The organism is Enterococcus xiangfangensis (assembly GCF_005405365.1).
GTDB lineage: Bacteria > Bacillota > Bacilli > Lactobacillales > Enterococcaceae > Enterococcus_A > Enterococcus_A xiangfangensis.
Genome location: NZ_BJDX01000014.1, coordinates 1 through 21,871 on the forward strand (window position 1 = coordinate 1; position 21,871 = coordinate 21,871).

24 protein-coding genes and 1 pseudogene are annotated in these 21,871 nt (G+C 38.3%); 20 read left to right on the forward strand and 5 right to left on the reverse strand.

Annotation, left to right across the window (positions count from 1 at the left end):
* Positions 1 to 112: 112 nt before the first annotated feature.
* Positions 113 to 496 carry a hypothetical protein gene (locus tag FFM68_RS12465; protein ID WP_137619609.1) on the reverse strand — a complete coding sequence of 128 codons (384 nt, stop codon included), beginning with the start codon at positions 494 to 496 and terminating at the stop codon, positions 113 to 115.
* Positions 497 to 843: 347 nt separating this feature from the next.
* Here FFM68_RS12465 and FFM68_RS12470 point away from each other — a divergent pair, with 347 nt between their 5' ends.
* A complete protein-coding gene (locus FFM68_RS12470) occupies positions 844 to 2,010 on the forward strand; it encodes a pyridoxal phosphate-dependent aminotransferase (RefSeq protein WP_137619610.1) in 1,167 nt (388 codons plus the stop codon).
* A 38-nt stretch (positions 2,011 to 2,048) separates the two neighbouring features.
* Here the strand turns inward: FFM68_RS12470 and FFM68_RS12475 are convergent.
* A pseudogene (locus tag FFM68_RS12475) lies at positions 2,049 to 2,248 on the reverse strand (DUF4649 family protein).
* 237 nt (positions 2,249 to 2,485) lie between these two features.
* Here FFM68_RS12475 and FFM68_RS12480 point away from each other — a divergent pair.
* Complete coding sequence (locus tag FFM68_RS12480; RefSeq protein ID WP_137619611.1) at positions 2,486 to 3,358, forward strand: phosphate ABC transporter substrate-binding protein PstS family protein; 873 nt, start codon at positions 2,486 to 2,488, stop codon at positions 3,356 to 3,358.
* Positions 3,359 to 3,449: 91 nt separating this feature from the next.
* Here the strand turns inward: FFM68_RS12480 and FFM68_RS12485 are convergent, their stop codons facing one another.
* Positions 3,450 to 5,186: a sensor histidine kinase gene (locus FFM68_RS12485; RefSeq protein WP_137619612.1), complete on the reverse strand. Its 1,737-nt coding sequence runs from the start codon at positions 5,184 to 5,186 to the stop codon at positions 3,450 to 3,452.
* Complete coding sequence (locus FFM68_RS12490) at positions 5,183 to 5,878, reverse strand: response regulator transcription factor (RefSeq protein WP_137619613.1); 696 nt, start codon at positions 5,876 to 5,878, stop codon at positions 5,183 to 5,185. Before FFM68_RS12490 ends, FFM68_RS12485 begins: the two co-directional genes overlap by 4 nt.
* 141 nt (positions 5,879 to 6,019) lie before the next feature.
* Between FFM68_RS12490 and FFM68_RS12495 the strand changes: the two genes are divergently transcribed.
* From FFM68_RS12495 to FFM68_RS12520, 6 genes are all read left to right on the forward strand, one after another.
* Positions 6,020 to 6,481 carry a 2-thiouracil desulfurase family protein gene (locus tag FFM68_RS12495; RefSeq protein ID WP_137619614.1) on the forward strand — a complete coding sequence of 154 codons (462 nt, stop codon included), beginning with the start codon at positions 6,020 to 6,022 and terminating at the stop codon, positions 6,479 to 6,481.
* On the forward strand, positions 6,481 to 6,819 hold the full coding sequence (locus FFM68_RS12500) for a putative DNA-binding protein (RefSeq protein WP_137619615.1): 339 nt from the start codon (positions 6,481 to 6,483) through the stop codon (positions 6,817 to 6,819). The genes FFM68_RS12495 and FFM68_RS12500 overlap by 1 nt, the downstream gene beginning before the upstream one ends.
* Positions 6,820 to 6,835: 16 nt before the next feature.
* On the forward strand, positions 6,836 to 8,251 hold the full coding sequence (ffh, locus tag FFM68_RS12505; RefSeq protein ID WP_137619616.1) for a signal recognition particle protein: 1,416 nt from the start codon (positions 6,836 to 6,838) through the stop codon (positions 8,249 to 8,251).
* Positions 8,252 to 8,435: 184 nt separating this feature from the next.
* Positions 8,436 to 9,695: a DUF6287 domain-containing protein gene (locus tag FFM68_RS12510; RefSeq protein ID WP_137619617.1), complete on the forward strand. Its 1,260-nt coding sequence runs from the start codon at positions 8,436 to 8,438 to the stop codon at positions 9,693 to 9,695.
* Positions 9,696 to 9,728: 33 nt separating this feature from the next.
* Positions 9,729 to 10,295, forward strand: coding sequence for a DNA-3-methyladenine glycosylase I (locus tag FFM68_RS12515; protein WP_137619618.1), 567 nt, complete (start codon positions 9,729 to 9,731; stop codon positions 10,293 to 10,295).
* 98 nt (positions 10,296 to 10,393) lie between these two features.
* Positions 10,394 to 10,906 (forward strand): dihydrofolate reductase family protein, encoded by a 513-nt coding sequence (locus tag FFM68_RS12520; RefSeq protein ID WP_137619619.1) that lies wholly within the window; start codon positions 10,394 to 10,396, stop codon positions 10,904 to 10,906.
* 445 nt (positions 10,907 to 11,351) lie between these two features.
* Here the strand turns inward: FFM68_RS12520 and FFM68_RS12525 are convergent, their stop codons facing one another.
* Positions 11,352 to 11,906, reverse strand: a complete 555-nt coding sequence (locus FFM68_RS12525; protein ID WP_137619620.1) for an NADPH-dependent FMN reductase — start codon at positions 11,904 to 11,906, stop codon at positions 11,352 to 11,354.
* Positions 11,907 to 12,090: 184 nt separating this feature from the next.
* On the opposite strand from FFM68_RS12525, the gene rpsP reads away from it, so the two are divergent.
* The 12 genes from rpsP (at position 12,091) to FFM68_RS12585 (ending at position 21,684) form a co-directional block, all read left to right on the forward strand.
* The gene (gene rpsP, locus FFM68_RS12530; protein ID WP_137619621.1) at positions 12,091 to 12,366 is read left to right on the forward strand and encodes a 30S ribosomal protein S16; all 276 of its coding nucleotides are present in this window, start codon (positions 12,091 to 12,093) and stop codon (positions 12,364 to 12,366) included.
* 11 nt (positions 12,367 to 12,377) lie between these two features.
* Positions 12,378 to 12,623: a KH domain-containing protein gene (locus tag FFM68_RS12535; RefSeq protein WP_137609297.1), complete on the forward strand. Its 246-nt coding sequence runs from the start codon at positions 12,378 to 12,380 to the stop codon at positions 12,621 to 12,623.
* Positions 12,624 to 12,702: 79 nt separating this feature from the next.
* On the forward strand, positions 12,703 to 13,539 hold the full coding sequence (locus FFM68_RS12540) for a lipoprotein (protein WP_137619622.1): 837 nt from the start codon (positions 12,703 to 12,705) through the stop codon (positions 13,537 to 13,539).
* Between the two features lie 23 nt (positions 13,540 to 13,562).
* On the forward strand, positions 13,563 to 14,087 hold the full coding sequence (gene rimM, locus FFM68_RS12545) for a ribosome maturation factor RimM (RefSeq protein WP_137619623.1): 525 nt from the start codon (positions 13,563 to 13,565) through the stop codon (positions 14,085 to 14,087).
* Positions 14,074 to 14,814, forward strand: a complete 741-nt coding sequence (gene trmD, locus FFM68_RS12550) for a tRNA (guanosine(37)-N1)-methyltransferase TrmD (protein ID WP_137619624.1) — start codon at positions 14,074 to 14,076, stop codon at positions 14,812 to 14,814. Before rimM ends, trmD begins: the two co-directional genes overlap by 14 nt.
* A gap of 258 nt (positions 14,815 to 15,072) precedes the next feature.
* Positions 15,073 to 15,420, forward strand: coding sequence for a 50S ribosomal protein L19 (gene rplS / locus FFM68_RS12555; RefSeq protein ID WP_137609293.1), 348 nt, complete (start codon positions 15,073 to 15,075; stop codon positions 15,418 to 15,420).
* A 286-nt stretch (positions 15,421 to 15,706) separates the two neighbouring features.
* A complete protein-coding gene (locus tag FFM68_RS12560) occupies positions 15,707 to 16,123 on the forward strand; it encodes a PTS sugar transporter subunit IIA domain-containing protein (protein ID WP_137619625.1) in 417 nt (138 codons plus the stop codon).
* 42 nt (positions 16,124 to 16,165) lie between these two features.
* Positions 16,166 to 16,657 carry a PTS sugar transporter subunit IIB gene (locus tag FFM68_RS12565; RefSeq protein ID WP_137619626.1) on the forward strand — a complete coding sequence of 164 codons (492 nt, stop codon included), beginning with the start codon at positions 16,166 to 16,168 and terminating at the stop codon, positions 16,655 to 16,657.
* A gap of 12 nt (positions 16,658 to 16,669) precedes the next feature.
* A complete protein-coding gene (locus tag FFM68_RS12570) occupies positions 16,670 to 17,479 on the forward strand; it encodes a PTS mannose/fructose/sorbose/N-acetylgalactosamine transporter subunit IIC (protein WP_137619627.1) in 810 nt (269 codons plus the stop codon).
* Entirely contained in the window at positions 17,476 to 18,303 is an 828-nt protein-coding gene (locus tag FFM68_RS12575) for a PTS system mannose/fructose/sorbose family transporter subunit IID (RefSeq protein WP_137619628.1), read from the forward strand. Before FFM68_RS12570 ends, FFM68_RS12575 begins: the two co-directional genes overlap by 4 nt.
* Positions 18,297 to 19,007 carry an HAD family hydrolase gene (locus FFM68_RS12580; RefSeq protein WP_137619629.1) on the forward strand — a complete coding sequence of 237 codons (711 nt, stop codon included), beginning with the start codon at positions 18,297 to 18,299 and terminating at the stop codon, positions 19,005 to 19,007. The genes FFM68_RS12575 and FFM68_RS12580 overlap by 7 nt, the downstream gene beginning before the upstream one ends.
* 166 nt (positions 19,008 to 19,173) lie before the next feature.
* Positions 19,174 to 21,684 (forward strand): sigma 54-interacting transcriptional regulator, encoded by a 2,511-nt coding sequence (locus tag FFM68_RS12585; RefSeq protein WP_137619630.1) that lies wholly within the window; start codon positions 19,174 to 19,176, stop codon positions 21,682 to 21,684.
* Positions 21,685 to 21,871 lie beyond the last annotated feature (187 nt).

The following is a 21,871-nucleotide window of genomic DNA, read 5'->3' on the forward strand; positions in this document are numbered from 1 at the left end:
CTTGTTAAATTCATTTTAACTTGAATTCAACAAGGGGTGCTTTTTTATTTTGTCTCAGGTTATTGGGTCAGTTCCGTAACGATCCGAAGCTTTTTTATCAATTAATAAACAATTAGTTTTTACTTCCTTTATCGATTGAAAATGCCCCTTCTTTTTGGAGAGCATGGGCCCAAAAAATGCCGGTCAATTGTGCAAATATAAAGAGAACAATCAATGGGACTGCAGCTACAAATGGGGAAGAAGAGTGGTACCAATCGACTATCGGACTTTTTAAAAGGATCAAGGCACAACTCAATAAGATATTGACGAGATTGCCTAGGATCAATAAAGACAGGCGTCGAATTTTTTTTGCATAGAAACCTATAGTGACAGTAACTATCAAAAACAGAAAAATACCAATAAGAGAATCGAAAAGATAATCGATTGCTAATGAGAGATGCATGTAAGGGATGAGATAAAAACCAAACGGTAGTAGTGAAATTATTTTCTTATGCATCATAAATAGCCTCCAGCAGAACGTCTTTAAGGTTATTTTATGATTGATAAATAGTCAATTCAATCGAAATTACATAAATAATGATAATAATTAAAGTTATTTTATGCTGCTATCAACAAACCGTTACCTATTTAGAGTTAAATTTTCTTCTTTGTAAAACGAACACTTATCAGGAAAAAAGAAAAGTAAGTTAGAGTTGTCTTTTAAGAAAGAGCATGAGTCTGCTAAAGTTGATTAAATGACTGCTAAATGCCGCTGAAATTTTATCAATCATGAACAAACAAAGCAATATTTACACTTTACTATCTGAATAATTGTGATAATATGATTAGAAATGGAGGGGTTATATGAATAAAGTGCAAGATCGATTTAATAAAAATGTGTATGAAATCGCCGTCTCATTGATTCGTCAATTTGATGAAAAAGTTTCTGGAATTCCTAATATGTTAAAGTTGACATTAGGCGAGCCGGACTTTAATACCCCTGAACATATCAAAGAAGCAGGGCAACAGGCGATTAGAGATAATTTTAGCCATTATACAGGAATGTCTGGTTTGATCGATGTTCGAAAAGCCGCGAGCTGTTTTTTATCGGAAAAGTATACAGTCAACTATCAACCGGAAACGGAAGTATTAGTGACTGTTGGGGCAACGGAGGCGTTATCTGCTAGCTTGTTGGCAATTTTAGAGGCGGGAGATAAAGTTTTGCTTCCAGCGCCGACATATCCGGGATATGAACCGCTGATTTTATTAGCAGGTGCTGAACCCGTTTATATTGATACACGGGAAACGGATTTTATTTTAACGCCAGAACAAATTGATCAGGCAATGGCAGAACATGGAGACAAAGTTAAAGCCATCATTATTACATCGCCGTCAAATCCAACTGGGGTAGCTTACAATGAAGCGGAAGTTTCTGCATTGAGTGAGACATTAAAAAAATATCCGATTTTTGTAATCAGTGATGAAATTTATAGTGAATTGAATTATGAAGCGAAACATGTTTCATTCGGAAAATATTTACGAGAACAAACAATTTTGATCAATGGGTTGTCAAAATCTCATGCGATGACAGGCTGGAGGATTGGTTTTATTTTTGCGCCAGCAGAATTAGTTGAACAAATCATCAAAGTTCATCAATACTTAGTGACGGCTGCTTCGACGATCTCGCAAAAAGCGGCGGTTCGAGCATTGGTCCAAGGAATCTCTGATGCAGAAGTGATGCGGGAAGAATATCGTGAACGTCGAGATTTTGTGTATCAATCTATGACAAAATTAGGCTTTGAAGTTGCCCGTCCTTCAGGTGCATTCTATATCTTTGCGAAGATCCCAGCAGATCAAGAGCAAGATTCGATGAAATTCTGTATTGATTTAGCAGAGAAGAATCAGTTAGCACTTATTCCGGGAGTTGCCTTTGGTCCAGAAGGTGAAGGCTATGTCCGACTCAGCTACGCCGCATCAATGGATAACTTAGTTGAAGCGATGAAACGTTTGACCGACTATTTAAATAAATAAAAAAATGGATCAAATCGAAAAGATTTGATCCATTTTTTTTATTTGTTCAAGTAATTGAATAATCCGCTGATGGTTTTATCTTGCAAAGCGATCTCTTTGTCATCGATTGTCGCTGTTACTACATGGTAATAATCAGGCAAGTCTGGGACTTCTTTTAGTTGAGCGGCTAGAAAATCATTGGGACTAGAATAGTTCACCGTTTTTCTGAGCCATTTACATCATAGATAATGACTAACATAGGTTTCACTTCTCTCATGGTTGTTTTTCAATCTGATGTTATTGTACATCAAAACTAATAAAAAGTAAGGGAATTTGTCTTTACCAAATATTTACAGTTCTTTACGGATCATTTACAGGGACACAACTAGATATTTACTTTTGATTGATAAAGTAATGATGTACTAAGGAAAAGGAAAGCGTCAGCGTTTTTCGATTCGGATTCTTAAAAAGAAATTTATTAGTGGGAGTGTATACGATGAAGAAAATTATTTTAGCATTAGCTTTTTCAGGAATTATCTTGGCAGGCTGCGGTACAGGAGACGCGGCAAAAGATTCGGGTTCAACAAAAGAAAATCCTGTGAAGATTACAGCGGTAGGGTCTACAGCTTTGCAGCCGTTAGTTGATGCGGCCCAAGAAAGCTATACACAAAATCATCCAAACGTCCAGATCTCTGTTCAAGGCGGCGGAAGCGGGACTGGTTTAAGCCAAGTCGAAAATGGTTCAGTAGAAATCGGAAATTCAGATGTTTTTGCGGAGGAAAAAGAAGGGGTCGACGCGAGTAAATTAGTCGATCATAAAGTTGCAGTAGTCGGGTTTGTTCCGGTTGTCAATAAGGACGTTGGAGTAAAAAATATTACAAAACAGCAATTGATCGATATTTTCACCGGCAAACTCAAAAACTGGAAGGAACTTGACGGCAAAGACGAAGCGATTCAAGTGATTAATCGAGCTTCCGGTAGCGGAACCCGTGCTTCTTTTGAAAAATGGGGACTAGACGGAAAAGAATCTATTCAGTCGCAAGAACAAGATTCATCAGGAACCGTTAAAAAAATTGTGGCACAAACACCAGGAGCCATTAGTTATTTGGCATTATCCTATGTTGATGACAGTCTGCAAACCTTGCAACTTGATGGTGTGACGGCAAACGCTAAAAGCATTACGACAAATGAATGGCCGATTTGGTCCTATGAACATATGTATACAAAAGGCGAGCCGGAAAAAGCATTGGCTGATTTCTTAAAATTCATGACTAGTGACGAAGTACAATCTGGACCGGTCAAAGAATTGGGCTATTTGCCGATAACATCAATGAAAGTCGAACGTGCCGCAGACGGTACCGTAAAATAATTTTTGATGGAGTAATTGAAGAAAAGACACCTTTCCCCAAAAAATAAATAAGCTGACCTCAATTTCGTTAGAAAGTTGAAGTCAGCTTTTTTTAATTATTCGGTAAGGTCACTGTAAAGGTTGAGCCAAGTTTTGGATGGCTCTCGACTTCGACCGTTCCGCCAAGAATCTCACTGTATTCTTTGACGATAGCCAGCCCAAGACCTGTTCCGCCTGAGTGGCGGGCACGAGCTTTGTCCACTCGATAAAAACGTTCAAAGATTCGTTTCTGATCGCTTTTTGACATGCCGATACCATGGTCGGTCACCGTGATGACTAATTGATCCGTCAGACGATAACACAATTCAATCTGGCTTTTCTCTGTTGAATATTGAATCGCGTTTTCCAACAGATTTTTGATAATCGGTTGAAAAAAAGTCAAGCGCGTTTGGTAGAAACAATTTTTTGCGCCATCAATTGTAATAAGGATCTGTTTGTTTTTCAGCAAATGCTGATACAAATCGATCTGTTGTTGGAAAAAGTAGTTCAACTCGAGTGCTTGACGGTCTTCAGCTAGATCACTGCCATCTTTTGATAGTTCAATAATATCTTGGATCAGCCGCTGCAAGCGTTTGGCGTCATTTTGCATGATCGTTAAAAATTCTTCGGTTAGATCTGGATCCTCTTTGGCTCCATCTAATAACGTTTCCGTAAAGCCTAATAAAGAAGTTACAGGGGTTTTCAATTCGTGTGAGACATTGCCTACAAAATCTCGCTGAATTTTTTCCAAGCGGCGGACATGCGTCAAATCATAGACCGTTCCCATCACCTGATCGCCTTTAAGCTCATTTTCAATATAACGTAAGCGAATATCTAAGTTCATCGAATCGGGTAATTTGGCTGAGATTTCTTGATGAACTTGATTTTTGTCGACTAAAACTTGCTGGATCAATTGGATGAACTTATTGTCTTGGATAACTTGCCAATAGTAATGTTGGCTAGCCCCGCCGATTTGCAGCAATTCTTCCATGGCCGGATTGATCATGATAAAACGGCCTTCGGTATCGATAATGAACACCCCGATAGTCAATTCATGAAAGAGCGTCGAAAACTGTTCTTCAGTCGATGTGTAAGCAGCATAGGTTTCATTCAATTGTTCACTGATTTGATTGACAGTAACGTAAAGCTCTTGCCATTGCGAAGAGTTTTGCATGACATAATTGCTTTTTTCTGGTTCAGCCAACATCCGTTGCAAAACGGGTAAAACTGTTTCGATCGGCCGGTTTCGCTGATAGGTCAGATAGCAGATGATTAGATAGATGAAGGCATAAAACAAAAACAAAATAGTAAAAATCGTTCGCTGAAAGTTTTGGGTCTTTGATTGAAATGCAGAAGTTCTTTTAGCAACTCGCAAGATACCGACAATCTCATCACCAGAGCGGATCGGCTGCGCAGTATAGAGCAATTCCGCTTTCAAAGTAGTACTATAACGTACGGAAGAACCGACATCATTTTTATTCAAAACAAATTTTACTTCAGGTCGATTTTCACGCGTACCGGAAAGATTCGGCTCGGTGCTGTCAAAAATGATTTTTCCATGTGTATCTAATAAGGTGATTCGATCTTGTGTTTTTTTTGCAAAGTCTTCGATCGCGTGTTGGTTTTTGTCGGAGTCAAGTGAATCTAAGTCTAGCTGCTGAATGACCAATTCGCCGTTACTAGTCAAAAATTCCTCTTGTAATTCCAACAATTCTTTGGTGAAAAAGTGATTGGCTAACTTCCAACTGCCTAAAAACAGTAAGCAAACAAGTAGAAAAGGAACAAGGTAGTCTAAGTGTTTACGTTTCATTTAGCCGGCACCTGAAACTTATAACCAAAGCCGCGAACGGTTTGCAAATATTGCGGATGTTTAGGGTCGACTTCGATTTTTTCTCGCAGATGGGAGACATGGACATCAACGATCCGACTTTGACCGGAAAAATCATATTGCCAAATCCGATCCAGCAAGGTATCGCGATCAATGACGCGTTTTTGCCGTTTCATGAAGTAGACGAGTAGTTCAAATTCCTTCGGTGTCAGATCAATCTTGTCATCACGAATGAAAACTTGGTAAGTAGCCAAGTCGGCTTTGATTTCGCCAGCAGTTAAAAATTCATGTTCGATCGTTTCTTGTCTAGGTTCTACTCGGCGAAAAATTGCTTTCATTCGAGCAAGAACTTCCCGCGGCGAAAATGGTTTGGTCAAGTAATCATCGGCTCCAATCTCTAAGCCTAAGATTCGGTCGATCGTATCATCTTTAGCAGTGAGCATTAGAATCGGTGTATCAATTTTTTCTTGCCGCAATTTTTTTGCGATCTCCAAACCGTCCATCGATGGCAGCATCACATCTAAAATAATAAAATCAAATTTTTCATTTAAGGCCAGCTCGTAGCCTTCCTTGCCATCTTCAGCAGTAGTGACGGCGTAGCCTTCTTTTTCTAAATTGAAACTCAATAACTTGATGATCGAAAGCTCATCGTCTACGACTAATACACGTTTCATATGGATCTCCTCTCTAGTGGAAGGAATTAATTTTTCTTGTTAAGAACATTTATGAAAGACTATTTCCATACCTTAATAAATGGTATAATGGGAAGGCAGTTTTGTCACCTATTTTCTATTAATTTGATAGGAGAAGTAACCATGCTGGGAATTAGTGCCTGTTTAGGCGGTGTCGCGTGTCGGTACGACGGTGGCACAAATGAGATTGCGGCGCTGAAAAGTTTAGTTGAAACAAATCAAGCATTGATGATTTGCCCTGAAGTTTTAGGCGGCTTGCCTACACCGCGTCCTCCTGCTGAGATTCGTGGCGGTGACGGATTTGATGTCTGGCAAGGCAAAGCAAAAGTTTTCGATCAAGAAGGCCATGATTTGACGAATGCCTTTAAACAAGGCGCGATCAAAGCGTTTAAAGAAATGCAGAAATTACAGATCACAGGTCTTGTTTTAAAAGAAAGAAGTCCTTCCTGCGGCAGTAATTTGATCTATGACGGTAGTTTTTCCGGTACTCGGATCAAAGGTGTCGGTGTTGCAACGGCTTATTTTATCCAACAAGGATTACCTGTTTATTCTGAAGAAAATTGGCAAGAAATGAGGATGACGTAATGGAGATCGAAAAAACCAATCGTATGAATGCGTTGTTTGAATTTTATGCAACGTTGCTGACTGAAAAGCAAATGAATTATATGGAGTTGTATTATGCCGATGATTTTTCTTTAGGCGAGATTGCTGAGGAATATCAGGTGAGTCGTCAGGCAGTTTATGATAATATCAAAAGAACAGAAAAAATCTTGGAAGATTATGAGCGCAAGCTACATTTGTTTTCAGATTATATTGTGCGGGAAGAGCAGTTGGATAAATTGGAAGTATATGTCACGGAGCATTATCCCAAGGATGAATTTTTAGCCGCTACGATCGCTGGATTACAAGATTTAGATGAATAGAAAGGAAATTTAATCAATGGCATTTGAAAGTTTAACGCAGCGCTTGCAAGCTGCGATGGGGAAATTACGTAAAAAAGGAAAAATCACAGAATCAGATATCACTGAAATGATGCGTGAGATCCGTTTGGCTTTACTTGAAGCCGATGTCAACTTACAAGTGGTGAAACAATTCACCAAAGAAGTCCGTAGTCGGGCGATTGGAGCAGAAGTATTAGAAAGTCTGTCTCCAGCCCAACAAATCGTAAAAATCGTTGATGAAGAGTTAACAAAGACCTTGGGAACAGAAGCAGTCGGAATTGAAAAATCACCTAAGATTCCGACAGTTATTATGATGGCTGGGTTACAAGGGGCTGGTAAAACAACGTTTGCCGGAAAACTTGCCAATCAGTTGATCAAAAATGAAAAAGCTCGTCCGTTAATGATTGCAGGCGACATATACCGTCCAGCAGCTATCGACCAATTGAAAGTTTTAGGTCAACAGTTAGATGTTCCTGTTTTTGATTTGGGAACTGAAGTCAGCCCGGTTGAAATCGTTCGTCAAGGGATGGAACAAGCGCGAGAAAATAAAAACGATTATGTCTTGATTGATACGGCCGGTCGTTTACACATCGATGAAGCGTTGATGGAAGAGCTGAAACAGATCAAAGAAATCGCACAACCGAATGAGATTCTTTTAGTTGTCGATGCGATGACAGGGCAAGATGCAGTCAACGTAGCGCAGAGTTTTAATGAACAATTAGGAATCACTGGGGTCGTTATCACTAAATTAGATGGGGACACTCGTGGTGGTGCGGCGTTGTCAATTCGGGCCGTCACAGGGGCTCCAATCAAATTTGTCGGATCAGGTGAGAAACTAACAGACTTAGAAGTCTTCCATCCAGATCGTATGTCTAGTCGAATTTTAGGCATGGGCGATATGCTGACATTGATCGAAAAAGCGCAACAAGATTACGATGAGAAAAAAGCTGAAGAACTTGCACGCAAGATGAAGGAAAACAGTTTTGATTTCAATGATTTCATCGAACAATTAGATCAAGTGATGGGCATGGGACCGATTGAAGATCTATTAAAAATGATTCCTGGCATGAGCCAAATGCCTGGAATTGAAAATGTCAAAGTTGATCCTAAAGATGTCGAACGTAAAAAAGCGATGGTTTATTCAATGACACCAGCAGAACGAGAAGATCCAGATTTATTGAATCCTAGCCGCCGCCGTCGGATCGCTGCCGGTTCAGGGAACTCGATCGTCGAAGTTAATCGCATGATCAAACAGTTCAAAGAGTCGCGTAAAATGATGCAGCAAATGAGTAAAGGCAATATGTCAGCAGGAATGGATCAAATGTTTGGTTCAGGAATCAAAGGTAAAATGGGCAAGATGGCCATGAACCGGATGGTTAAGAAAAGTAAAAAGAAGAAAAAGAAACGCAAATAGCATAAATTGATGGAAAAGCTAGGCAGATTTTATTGCCTAGCTTTTTTGATTTTTATACGAAATTCCTGTCCAGATAGCCAGCCAATCGACCTTTTGAGTGCTATACTAACGGTAGTTGATTGCAACGGCTGTTGTAGTCATGGAGTAAAGGAGTTAAGAAAAAGTATTTTTTGGGGGTTATCAAATGAAAACAAAAAGAATCATCGCTTCACTATTTATCGTATTTTTCTTATTAGCAGGATGTTCGAATAAGGCTGCAGAAGAAACGACAACGGATAAAACAGAAAGTTCAACGGTTGAAAAAATTTCTGATTCATCTAGCGCTGAAAAAAAGCAATCACCTAAAAAGAAAAAAATAGCATTGGCAGGAACTTATTATACGAATGAAGGCAGTACAGCTACTGTTGAGCAACTGAGTGATCAAGAATGGAAAATCACGTACCAAGTTTCAGAAGGAGAAATGACAGCAACCTTTATTCCAGATTGGCAATCAAAAGGTGCCGACTATCAATCAAAGACACAGATGTCAAAATCTGACGGAGATTCAGGTTTTAAAATCGATATTACAGCAGCTGCATCTGGCGAGATTAAATTAACGATGAGTGACGGAAATCCAGATCATCAGATGACTTTCAGTAATCAGAAACCTAAAGTGACAGCGGACCCTGTTTTGCAAGGCGATCTTTCTACTTTTGAAGGCAGCTATTCAAATGATACGACTGAAAAAGCAATCGCAGAATCTGGTTTTACTTTAAATGGGTACACTCCAACGAATTATTATCAAAATCAGACGACCGTTTTCCCAGGCATTTCTAAAAGCGGGGAAGATTGGATTTATTGGGCAGGTTCAAGCCATGCACATTATAAAATGAATAAAAATCAGCTACCTAAAAAGACTAACGGGTATTATGAAGTAACTTTCTTAGGAACAAACGCGATCGCCATCGAAGGCAAAGAATTAGTTTTGACACTTGTTCCTAGTGGTGTATCAGGACCTGACGGCAAGACGAGTGACGAAAATCGCATCTTTTTTGATTCCGATAATCAGGAAAGTCTGCGTGAATACCATGACGAATGGTGGAAAGCGTATCAATCCAAACAAACAGAAACCGACCTTGATGTCGAAGCAATCCTCACTGGCGACTTTGCGACATTAGCTGGTACTTGGAAAAACGGCGAAGGCCGAACACTAACAATCAATGCAGATGGAACAACGGATAATCAAGAAAAAATTGTTGCACAAAGATCCGAACCCGCTGAAGATGGAATTTCTTATGTAAGTATTATGCCTATTAATGGAGGTGGAGGCGCTGCGATTGCTCTCTATAAAATTGGTGCGACAAATCCTGAAGGGGACCAATCTGATACGACAAGACCGAGAATCATCATCACGCAAAATAGCGGAAGTTTCCCGGCTGAGGAATACTATTATCGTCAAGACTAAGTACGCATAGTCGAAAAAGAGGGAGGAATGCAGATGGAACGTTGTCAATGGGCTGGAAGCAATGAAAAGATGCAACACTACCATGATACTGTTTGGGGTGTGCCGGAGTACGATGATCAGCGACTTTTTCGGAAACTAGTCTTAGATATGAATCAAGCCGGATTAAGCTGGCAGACGATTCTGAATAAAATGACTAATTTTGATTTGGCGTATGAACAATTTGATATTGAAAAAGTTGCACAGTTTGATACTGCAAAGGTTGAAGCGTTGATGCAAGACGCAGGAATTATTCGTAATCGTCGAAAAATTGAAGCAGCGATCAACAATGCACAAAAGATCATCGAAATGCAGACAGCCGGGCTAAGTTTTGCTGATTATTTGTGGGGCTTCACCGATTACCAAGTAGTAGATAATAAAATCAGTACGGCGAAAGATGTACCCGCCAAAACAGCATTATCCGATCAGATTGCTAAAGATCTCAAAAAACGCGGGTTCAAATTTGTCGGTAGCACGACGATCTATGCTTTTTTACAGGCCGTTGGAATCGTCAATGATCATGAACAAAATTGTTTTCGTTACGCAGAATTGACTAAGAAATAGCAGCCGTTAGTTGTCTTGATTTTTTCAGCAAACGATCAAAAAAATTGGTATTAGCAAATTTACTTGATAAACTGTTGGAAAAGAAAGAGGTGTGTCCAATGGCAAGAACAGTTTTTTATGGCGCAATGAGTTTAGATGGCTATTTGGCAGATAAAGAGGACCGTTTAGAATGGTTGTATCAGCAAGAAGGTGGGGACAAGTTCCCTTTTGATTTGTTTTATCAATCAATCGATTATACAATGATGGGGCGTCGAAGTTACGAAGTCGTTAAACGAGATGCACAGTTAGAAGTCATCAATCCCGGAAAAGAAAATTTTGTCTTTAGTCATTCAGCAATCAAAGTCGATGACAATATGCAAGTGATCAATGAAGATCCTGTCGAATTTATAAAAAAACTACCTGCAGATAAAACGATTTGGGTCGTTGGAGGCGGAGCATTATTGCAACCGATAATTGAAGCAGGACTGATCGATGAATGGTGGATTCAGATCGTTCCGATTTTATTAGGAGAAGGTGTGCCGCTTTTCTTGCCGCAATCCAATCAACAAAAATTTCAATTACTTGAAACTGAACAAATTGGCCAATTTGCTCAGCTGCATTTAAAGAAATAAAAAAAGAGTTTTTGATAGAAGTAAGCAGTTTAAAAAAATAGGCTGAAATTTTTGGGAATGACTTTTTTAAATTTTGCGAAATTCTAGCTTATTTCTGAAGCTGCTAGAATACTGTTTATTTGGAAAAAAGGGTGACAAGGTTTTGTCAGCCCTTTTTTTGAGGATATAAAATATTGACAACGCCTATACCGCAATCAAGGAGTCTGCGGAGTCCCAATTAGCTTTAATATTGCGCATATTGAATATCAAAAATGTGTCCGAGAGCCTACGTCAAAACTATCAGCTGAGCTATTGACTAAATGTTCAAACGGCGAGTTGAAGTACTATATAAATGACAAAAGTGGTTATGGTTCTAGTTTTTAAGCTCAAACTAAAAACTGAATTACTTAGCTGTTAAAGTGAGCTAGAAAAAAATACTCGCCCACGGCAAGTATTTTTTAATTGATTATTTAGTTAATTTATTGAAGAATTCAATGTATTTATCTGTGATCGTTTTGAAAAATTTCACTGTGCCATCGGCAATATGACCATCGTTATCTACTAAGTTCATGATTCCGCCAATATATGCTTCGGGTTGTTGTAAGGTTGGAACGTCTAAAAATACTAGTGACTGACGTAAAGCATGGTTGGCACCGAATCCGCCAGGTCCGCCAGGAGAAACCGTTACGACTAAACCAGGTTTGCCGCCCCAAACACTGCTGCCCATTGGACGAGAACCGACATCTAAGGCATTTTTTAATACGGCTGGAACCGAACGATTGTATTCTGGTGATACGAAGAAGAGACCATCAACTTCACTGACATCTTTACGAAAACGCGCCCAAGCATCAGGGGCAGCACCTTCTACTTCAAGATCTTCATTATAAAAAGGAAGATCATCAAATTTGATGAATTTAGCTTCAAATTCTTCAGGTAACAGTTCTGCCAATTGTTTGGCCACGATTTTGTTGTAAGAGTCTTTACGAAGACTGCCGACTAAGATACCGATTTTTTTTGTCATTATAATTCCTTCGCTTCCTATTACTTTTGTTAACCTATAGTTATATCTTACGTAAAATAAGTAAACGGTGCAAAGGATACGCTTTAAAAGAAAAAGAGTACTGTAAAGAAAAAACTCTTTACAGCTAAATCAAAGCGTGTTAAACTACATCTTGTGATTAATTATATGGAGGTGTAGTTATACAATGGCAGTTAAAATTCGCTTGAAACGTATGGGTTCTAAAAAGAAACCTTTCTACCGTATCGTTGTTGCTGATTCTCGTTCTCCTCGTGATGGACGTTTTATCGAAACTGTGGGTACTTACAATCCTTTGAAAAACCCTGCAGAAGTCGTATTAAAAGAAGAAAATGTTTTAGACTGGTTACAAAAAGGTGCACAACCTTCTGATACAGTTCGTAACATTCTTTCTAAAGAAGGCATCATGCAAAAACACCACGACGCTAAATTCGCTAAGAAATAGGGTGATCTGTTATGCAAGATTTAACGAACCTTGTGTTGACGATTGTTCATCCTTTGGTGACAAACCCTGCAGAAGTGAAGTTAGAGATCGAGGAATCTAATGATTTTTTAGAGTACAACTTAACTGTTGCACCTGAAGATATCGGCAGAATCATCGGGAAACAAGGCCGAGTAGCAAAAGCGATCCGTACGATCGTATATAGTGTTCGGACTGATGGACCGAAAAAAGTTCGTCTCAACATCGTGGATGGTAAATAAAGTGAGAACACTCGAGTCGGTTTGATTCGAGTGTTTTTTCGTTGAAAATACGTTAGACTATAGATGGAGGTGTTCCATCATGAAAAAATATTTGTTGTTGTTTAGCACGGTATTTCTACTAGCTGCTTGTAACTCAGGAAATAGTGATTCACAAGATAGCACCGCAGAATCGACTGTTGAGACAAAGACAAGTTCGAAGGCAAGCCTATCAAGTTCAACGAAGCATACAAGTTCCAGCACAGATTCATCCACTGTAACTAACACTAAAACACAAAATAGTTCAACAAAAACCAATTCGTCCCATGAAAATCATGCATTATCAGCGATGGAGGAATTGCAAGCCAATTATCCTAATGAAAAGTTTCCTGATCCAACAACGATCAGTGGTGGAAAATCAATTGGGATCACTGTTTCTGAAGCGCAGCAAACACTGACCATCAATTATTATGAAGTGGGAGAAGACGTACCGTTAAATGATCCCTCATTAAATGGACAATCACCAATCGCTCGATTTCAGCGGAAAAATTTCGACTCAAACGAAGCGGCACAAAATGAAGTTGGGCAAACTTATGATCCGAATGGACAACAAGTCGATCTTGGGTATAATATCACGGGGTATCAGAGCGCTGGTGCGGGATCTAGTTTCTTGATGTGGCAAGAAGGCAATTGGAGTTTAGCTGTACAAGCCAACAATCTTGAACAGGAGAATCCCATTCCATTAGCCAAACAAACCGTTGAATATTTAGAACAAGCTTTTCTGCCAGTCCCGCATGATGCCGGTCAGATTTCTTTGCGAGTAGCTACTGGTGATTACCAATCGAACAGAGTGGTTTGGCAAGACAATCAAACGATGTATACAATTATGAATGCTGATTCGATGAACAGTTTGAAAATGGCTGTATCGATGGCAAACTAGCCTAAGCAGAAAGAGGAAAATAAGTGACTAATTACTACAAAGTCGGGAAAATCGTCAATACGCATGGAATACGCGGTGAAGTTCGAGTGATTTCTACTACTGATTTTACGGAAGAGCGTTATCAAGTGGGAGAACAGCTATTTTTATTCCGTGATAAGCAAGAGGTTCTTCCTTTGACAATCGCAAGTTACCGCAGACATAAAAATTTTGATTTGCTCAGTTTTGAAGGCTACCCTAATATCAATGATGTGGAAGTCTTTCGTGATGGCATCTTAAAAATCTCAGAGAAACAACTGGGTGAATTAGATGAACACGAATATTATTATCATGAGATCATCGGTTTGACGGTAATTGATGAAGAAGATAAAGAAATCGGTAAAATTACCGAAATCCTATCACCTGGAGCCAATGATGTCTGGGTCGTAAAATGCAAAGGACAAAAAGATGCCTTACTGCCGTATATTGAATCTGTAGTTAAAGCCGTCGATTTGACAGCGGGGACAGTTCGTGTTGAAATTCCGGAAGGATTGTTAGATGATGCGGATTGATGTTTTGACGCTTTTTCCTAAAATGATCGAAGGTCCTTTAGGAGAATCGATCATCGGAAAAGCAGTGGAAAAAGATTTATTAGAAATCAACGTTCATGATTTTCGGCAATATTCTGATAACAAACATAAACAAGTTGATGATTATCCTTATGGCGGCGGTGCTGGAATGTTGTTAAAAGTTCAACCGATCTACGATAATCTACAAGCGATTGAAACTGAAACGCCCAATCAAAAAAAACGTGTAATCTTGCTCGATCCAGCTGGGAAACCCTTCAATCAAAAAATGGCGGAAGAATTTTCACAAGAAGAACAATTGATCTTTATTTGCGGCCATTACGAAGGCTATGACGAACGGATTCGTTCACTAGTAACTGATGAAGTTTCTTTAGGAGACTATGTTTTGACCGGCGGTGAACTTGGTGCGATGGTAATGATCGATGCCACGGTCCGCTTATTGCCAGATGTTTTAGGCAACCAAACATCTGCCAAGACAGATTCTCATTCGACGGGTCTGTTAGAACATCCACAATATACGCGCCCTGCAGAATTTGAGGGAATGGGTGTGCCAGAAGTCTTGATGAATGGCAACCATCGCTTGATTGAAGAATGGCAGTTAAAAGAATCACTGCGCCGGACTTATTTGCGTCGCCCAGACATGTTAGAAAAATTAGAAATGACACCAGAAATGATAAAATTTCTAGCTGAGATCAAACAAGAAGAACAATAAGAAGTTGTGCCAGAAGTGGATAGAAAAATAGGCTTGCGGCAAGACGCTTGTCACAGCTTATTTTGTAAAAATAAACTTGAAGAAATAATCAACGACAAAATAGATCTGAATTAATCGAAATATTTCTGACAAGAATTTTATCTTTACAGATAGATATTCCTCTGTTAGAATATTCAAGTGAGTGTAAAACTCATCTATTACGATAATCCGCTAGGGTGATAGACTCTAAGATTGTTTGGAAATTAGGAGAATGATAAAATGAATCCATTAATCGAAGCTTTAACTCAAGAACAATTACGTACGGATATCCCAGCATTCCGTCCTGGGGACACTGTTCGCGTTCACGCGAAAGTTGTTGAAGGAACTCGCGAACGTATCCAGTTATTCGAAGGCGTAGTTATCAAACGTCGCGGAGCTGGTATCAGCGAAACTTATACTGTACGTAAAATCTCTAACGGTGTTGGTGTGGAACGTACATATCCACTACACACTCCACGTGTTGCGAAAATCGAAGTAGTTCGTTACGGTAAAGTACGTCGTGCAAAACTTTACTACCTACGTGCATTACACGGAAAAGCAGCTCGTATCAAAGAAATTCGTCGTTAATCTATTGTTATCTGATGAAGCAAAGCCCTTGCCTAGTAGCAAGGGCTTTTTCTTTTTCTTTTTTTATTTGAGTTAAAATACCGTTGATAAACGCATCAGAAAACGAAAAGGGGAAAAAAGGGCAAGGCCTTACAATTTTATTAAGAGTTTTACTGAAAAATGGTGTGTTTAAAAATTAAAGCATCTGTTTAAACAGATTGAAAAGGAGAAATCGTGTATTCTTAATGCACTTTTTTCTCTTTTTTTTTGGCACGGCACTTGCATATAATAAAGTGAGGTGATAAAGATGAAAAAAAAATTCCTGGTTGCAACACACGGGCAACTAGCAAGTGGGTTTCAGAGCTCCCTGACTATTCTAGCAGATAAAGGTGCGGAGCTTAATGTAGTGGATGCCTATTTAACGGATGAGGACTATACGCCAATCATTAAAGAGTTCATCGGGTCTGTTGGAGAAAATGAACAAGGAATAATTTTTACTGATCTATTTGGAGGCAGTGTTAACCAAAAGGTTGTGACTGAACTCATGCTGAGTAAGAAAGACCAAATTTTTGTTGTTTCCAATAGTAATTTGGCTATTATTTTAACTTTAGTTTTGATACCAGAAAAGGAGATTTTTACACAACAAAGTATCAATGAAGCAATTAATGAAAGTCAAGTCCGTTTGGTAACGACACAATTACCGGAAGAAGAAACATTTTTTTAAATAGAACGATTAAATAGAAAAAATCCTGAGGAGGAAAAAATAATGATAACTCAAATTCGTGTTGATGATCGATTGATTCATGGACAAGTAGCGGTGGTTTGGACAAAAGAATTGAATGCTCCACTACTAGTAGTTGCAAATGATGAGGCAGCAAAAAATGAGGTAATGCAAATGACGCTAAAGATGGCAGTACCAAATGGCATGAAGTTATTAATTCGTTCAGTAGAGGACGCTATTAAAGTATTCAATGATCCTAGAGGTGCTGACAAACGTATTTTTGTCATTGTAAATAGTGTATCGGATGCTAATAAAATCGCTCAAAATGTCGAAAATTTAGCAGCTGTAAATGTAGCCAATGCTGGACGATTTGATAAATCTGATCCAAAAACAAAAACAATGGTTTTCCCTAGTGTGCAGCTAAATCCTGATGAACTAGCAGCTGCCAAAGAATTGTCTCACTTGGAACGTGTTAATAGCTATAACCAAGTTTTACCAACAAATCCACAATTAAGTTTAAAAGAAGCATTAAAATAGGAGGGAACCAATATGTTGATGCATGCAACGATGGCAGCTTTAGCGGTGTTTATCTGTTTTGCGGGGAACTATTTGACTGGACAAAGTATGATGGAGCGTCCTTTAGTGGTAGGACTCGTAACGGGTATTTTGATGGGAGATATGAAAACCGGTATTTTAATGGGCGCATCATTAGAAGCAGTCTTTTTAGGAAATGTAAATATTGGAGGCGTAATCGCAGCAGAACCAGTGACTGCAACTACTTTAGCAACTACTTTTGCAATTATTTCTAATGTGGAACAAAACGCGGCGATGACATTAGCAGTACCAATCGGGATGTTAGCAGCATTTGTCGTAATGTTCTTAAAGAATGTCTTTATGAATATTTTCGCCCCAGTTCTGGATAAGGCAGCACGGGAAAATAACCAAAAAATGATCGTCACGCTTCACTATGGTACTTGGGTAATCTATTACTTGATTATCGCATCAATTTCTTTCATTGGGATATTGGCTGGTAGTGGTCCGGTAAACACATTTGTTGAAAATATTCCGCAAAATTTGATGAATGGTCTTAGTGCCGCCGGCGGATTGTTGCCTGCAGTAGGGTTTGCCATGTTGATGAAGTTATTGTGGGATAACAAACTAGCAGTTTTTTATATCTTAGGATTTGTTCTAACCGCGTATGTTCAATTACCAGCTATAGCAGTTGCCGTTATCGGTGTAGTTATATGTGTTATCAGTGCACAAAGAGATCTTGAAATTAGAGATGTCGGCAATGGTGCTGGAAATCACCACACCGGTTCCATGACTAAAACTGAAGAAGAGGAGGACTTTTTCGCATGAAATTTCAAGAAAATCTAACCAAAGAAGAAAAGAAAATGATGCGCTCAGTCTTTTGGCGTTCATGGACAATGAATGCTAGTCGTACAGGAGCAACGCAATATCATGCTGTTGGAGTAATCTATACATTACTACCAGTAATTAATCGTTTTTATAAAACAAAAGAAGAGCGCGCAACAGCAATCGTTCGTCACACGACTTGGTTCAATGCTACAATGCACATCAATAATTTCATTATGGGGCTTGTGGCTTCAATGGAAAAACAAAACAGTGAAGATGAACACTTTGATCCTAGTTCGATTACAGCCGTTAAAGCATCCTTGATGGGACCAATCTCAGGAATCGGCGACTCATTTTTCTGGGGGATTTTACGAGTAATCGCAGCTGGAATAGGAATTTCATTGGCAGCCACGGGTTCTCCTTTAGGCGCGATCATGTTTTTATTAATCTATAACGTTCCTGCTTTTCTGATTCATTATTATGCATTGTATAGCGGCTATTCTGTTGGGGCTAGCTTCATTCAACGTATGTACGAATCAGGTGGTATGAAGATATTAACAAAGGCTTCTAGTATGCTAGGCTTAATGATGATGGGCTCAATGACGGCTTCAAATGTTAAATTCAAAACAATTTTAGAAGTCAGTGTAAAAGGTAGTAAAGAAGTAATGAAGATCCAAGATTATCTTGATCAATTGTTTGTCGGGATTATTCCCCTAGTTGTCACACTATTTGCTTTTTGGTTATTACGGAAAAAAGTTAATGTGAATATTGTAATGTTTGGAATCATGTTTTTAGGGATCGTATTAGGATTGTTAGGTGTATGTTAAATAAAAGTGCAGTCTTTTTTGATATCGATGATACACTATTAGATAATTATAGTGCGTTCAAGTGTACATTGAAAAAGTATTTTCCAGATTCTTCAATTGATGAGAATCATTTTTTAGGACTTTATCGTGATTTTCGTTCGCATAGTGAGAAAATTTATCAACGATATCATGAAGGGAAAGTTGGAGCAATCCATAATTATGATCGCTGGTCATCTGTTTTAAAAAGACTAAAGGTAGCTGATGATTCTAATAGAATTGATCTGGATAATTATTATCATGAGTGTCAAAAGAAGCAAGCGTTGTCTGTTGAAATGACTATTCTTTTGCAAGTTTTAAAAAATGCAGGTATTCTCTGTGGTGTTTTAACGAATGGATTTACCCAACAACAACAAACTAAATTAGACCAGTTGAAACTTAGTCGTTTCATTGATCCAAAATGGCAGTTTATTTCAGAAGCATTAGGCGATGCCAAGCCCAATGTGAGTTGTTTTCAAAAGGTGGCGGATCAATTACCGGCAGATATTACAAAAATACTCTATTTAGGAGATAGTTATAGAAATGACATTGTTCCTGCTCTAGCCGCAAATTGGGAACCGATTTGGTTAAACCGTTTTGGCGACAAGGATGAATTGTCAGTACTAGAAGTAAAATATAATGATGAAGCAGTGATAGAATTGTTATCTCGACTACTTAGCACCCGATGACACACATATAGAAATTTGATCAAAAAAACTATCGCAGTTCAGAGTATGTTTAATCCTACTTTGACTGTGATAGTTTTTAGTACGATGATTAAACAATCTTAGCTGAACATTTAATCAGATGACAAGTTGTCTAAGATACGGTATTTTTATTGGGGGAGGCTAAACGATGCGACAAGAGACACGGGAACAATTATTGGACTTATTGGCACAAAAAAAAGCTTCAACAACTCAAGAAATTGCAGATGCTATTTCATTGAGTCGATCAGCTACAAGTTTGTATTTAAATGAATTATTAGATGGAAATGAAATTCAAAAAAGTGGGACAAAACCAGTCTATTGGTCAATCGCAACACCAGACTATAATGAGGCTGGAGATGTCTTTTTACAATATATTGGAAGCGAAGGCAGTGCAAAAAAAGCAATCGAAAAATGTAAAGCGGCTGTCTTATACCCACCATTAGGTCTGCCGCTTCTTTTACATGGAGCGAGTGGCGTAGGGAAAAGTTTTTTGGCACAATTGATTTTTGACTATTTACACGAAAAAAAATATAATGGGGCACAAAATTTTTTTGTTTTCAATTGTGCAGACTATGCGAATAATCCTGAATTGCTTTCTTCGATTTTATTTGGCCATATCAAAGGGGCATTTACCGGCGCTGAGAAGGAAAAGAAAGGTCTTTTAGCTCAGGCCGACAATGGTGTTTTATTTTTAGATGAAGTCCACCGATTATCTCATGAAAATCAAGAGAAATTATTTCAATTTATGGATACTGGAAAGTTTCGGCCTGTGGGAGAAGAGGCGGAATTGATTCATTCCAATGTACGGTTATTATTTGCTACAACGGAAATACCTGAAGAGGTCTTGTTACCGACATTTTATCGTCGTATTTCGGTGATTATTGATTTGCCTACATTTCATGAGCGGCCGATTTTTGAAAGGATAGAACTTGTTAAATATTTATTTGAACGTGAGTCAAAACGAATCAAGAAAAGCATCACGATTTCAAATGATATTTTTTCTGCACTAGCAACACAAGAATTGTCGGGAAATATTGGAAGCTTGGCTAATCAGGTAAGAATGGCTTGCGCAGATGCCTTGCGTATATCTCCAAACAGTCAAGAATTAGTTGTTGGAGAAAACAAGCAACCTGTTATTCAAATCAATTATCCTCCTGCTCCGACATTAGTAGAAGATACACATCTTTTTGTCAAAAAAATCACGCCGCTTTTGCAAATAACTGATTTTGTTAAATTAAAGGAAGAACTGCGATCTTTTGATAGTCGATATTTGGAAAATACCGTGACATTAATAAATGACAGTCTAGCACTAAATATAAAAACAAGTATTCAAAAACAAAACCGTTGTGTTATTGATAACGAGCTGATGACGAAAGAAGCGCTAGAGACCGTTTGCAGATTGTTGCAAGTGCTAAAAGGAGAACTATCTTCCCAAAAAATAGAAGAGAAGATGTATTTGTTTTCAAAACAATATCCTAGGACATTGCTGCTTGTCACGAATCTTACTAAAAATGTACCCTCAGAAGTCCAGAATTTTGTTGCTTTTTTCTTGGGAATCCTGTTAATCGGCAAGGTCTCAGAAGAAATTCGTTATCAAGCACTTCTTGTTGCGCATGGTAACGCAACGGCAAGCAGCATTCAAGCAGTAGCCAATAAAATGTGCGGCGACTATGTTTTTGATGCAATTAATATGCCGCTCTCTTCTTCAGCCCGAGACATCGTAGCAGAAGTCAATGATTGGCTTTCTGAAAGAGACACCTCTGAAGGAGTTATCATGTTAGTCGACATGGGGTCGTTAACACAACTTTATAAAAGTTTGAAACCTCAGATTTTAGGGGAACTTCTAGTGATCAATAACTTAACAACTTCTTATGCATTAGAAATTGGGCAACAATTGGTCAATGGGAATCTTTTTTATGAAATTGCGAAAAAAGCTGAACGTGATTTTGTTACTAATGTACAGTACTTTGAAGGATTTTCTGTGGAAAAAAATGTGATCATTGCAAGTATTTCTGGACGTGATGTTGCTAAAAAAATTAAAGCAATTTGCGAGAAATATTTTAATCCAGATATTAAACTCATAGTGTTGAATTTTAGCGAATTAGTAAACACCTTAGAACGGGCTTATTCAGAGGAGGGATACTTAAAAGAGACAGCTGCGATCTTGACGACTTCTTATTTAGATAATAAGACGCCTGTCACGAATATCAACTTAATTGATGTTTTAGATGAAGATGCTGAAAATCAATTGAACATGCAATTAAAAAATTTGATTCATCCTAGTAGTATCCCGTTATTGGTAAATGAATTCATTCATTTCTTTTCTAAAGAAGGCCTATCAGAAAAACTTGAATTTTTAAATCCAGATGTTATTATTCGGCAAGTAGAAGATGTGGTTGGAAAATGTGAGAAAAGATTTAGCTTGCAGCTAAATGCTAAGATGAAGTTTAATCTGATGATGCATATAGCCTTAATGGTAGAACGTACTATTCTAGGTGCAGAGGATTATCCAGTTCCAGAAGATATCAATCAGCTAAGTATCAATAGCAAACCCTTTTATCAAAATGTCCAAACGATCTTTTATACACTGGAACAATTTTATAAAATTAAAATATCAACTTGGGAACTCTATATAATTTATGAAATTTTAATTGGCTAAAACTACTTAGAAAGAAGTTCCTTACTAGAAAAATTAGTAAAGCCGTACGTTCCTTTTTTTGGATCGTTAACTATATAAATTATCTGCGAATTATTCTTTTACTTAAAAGAAAGCTATCGATAACAAGGACGAAGTATCTAAATCTTTGATCGCTTGCCATTTAATAATAAATATAATGTTGAAAAAA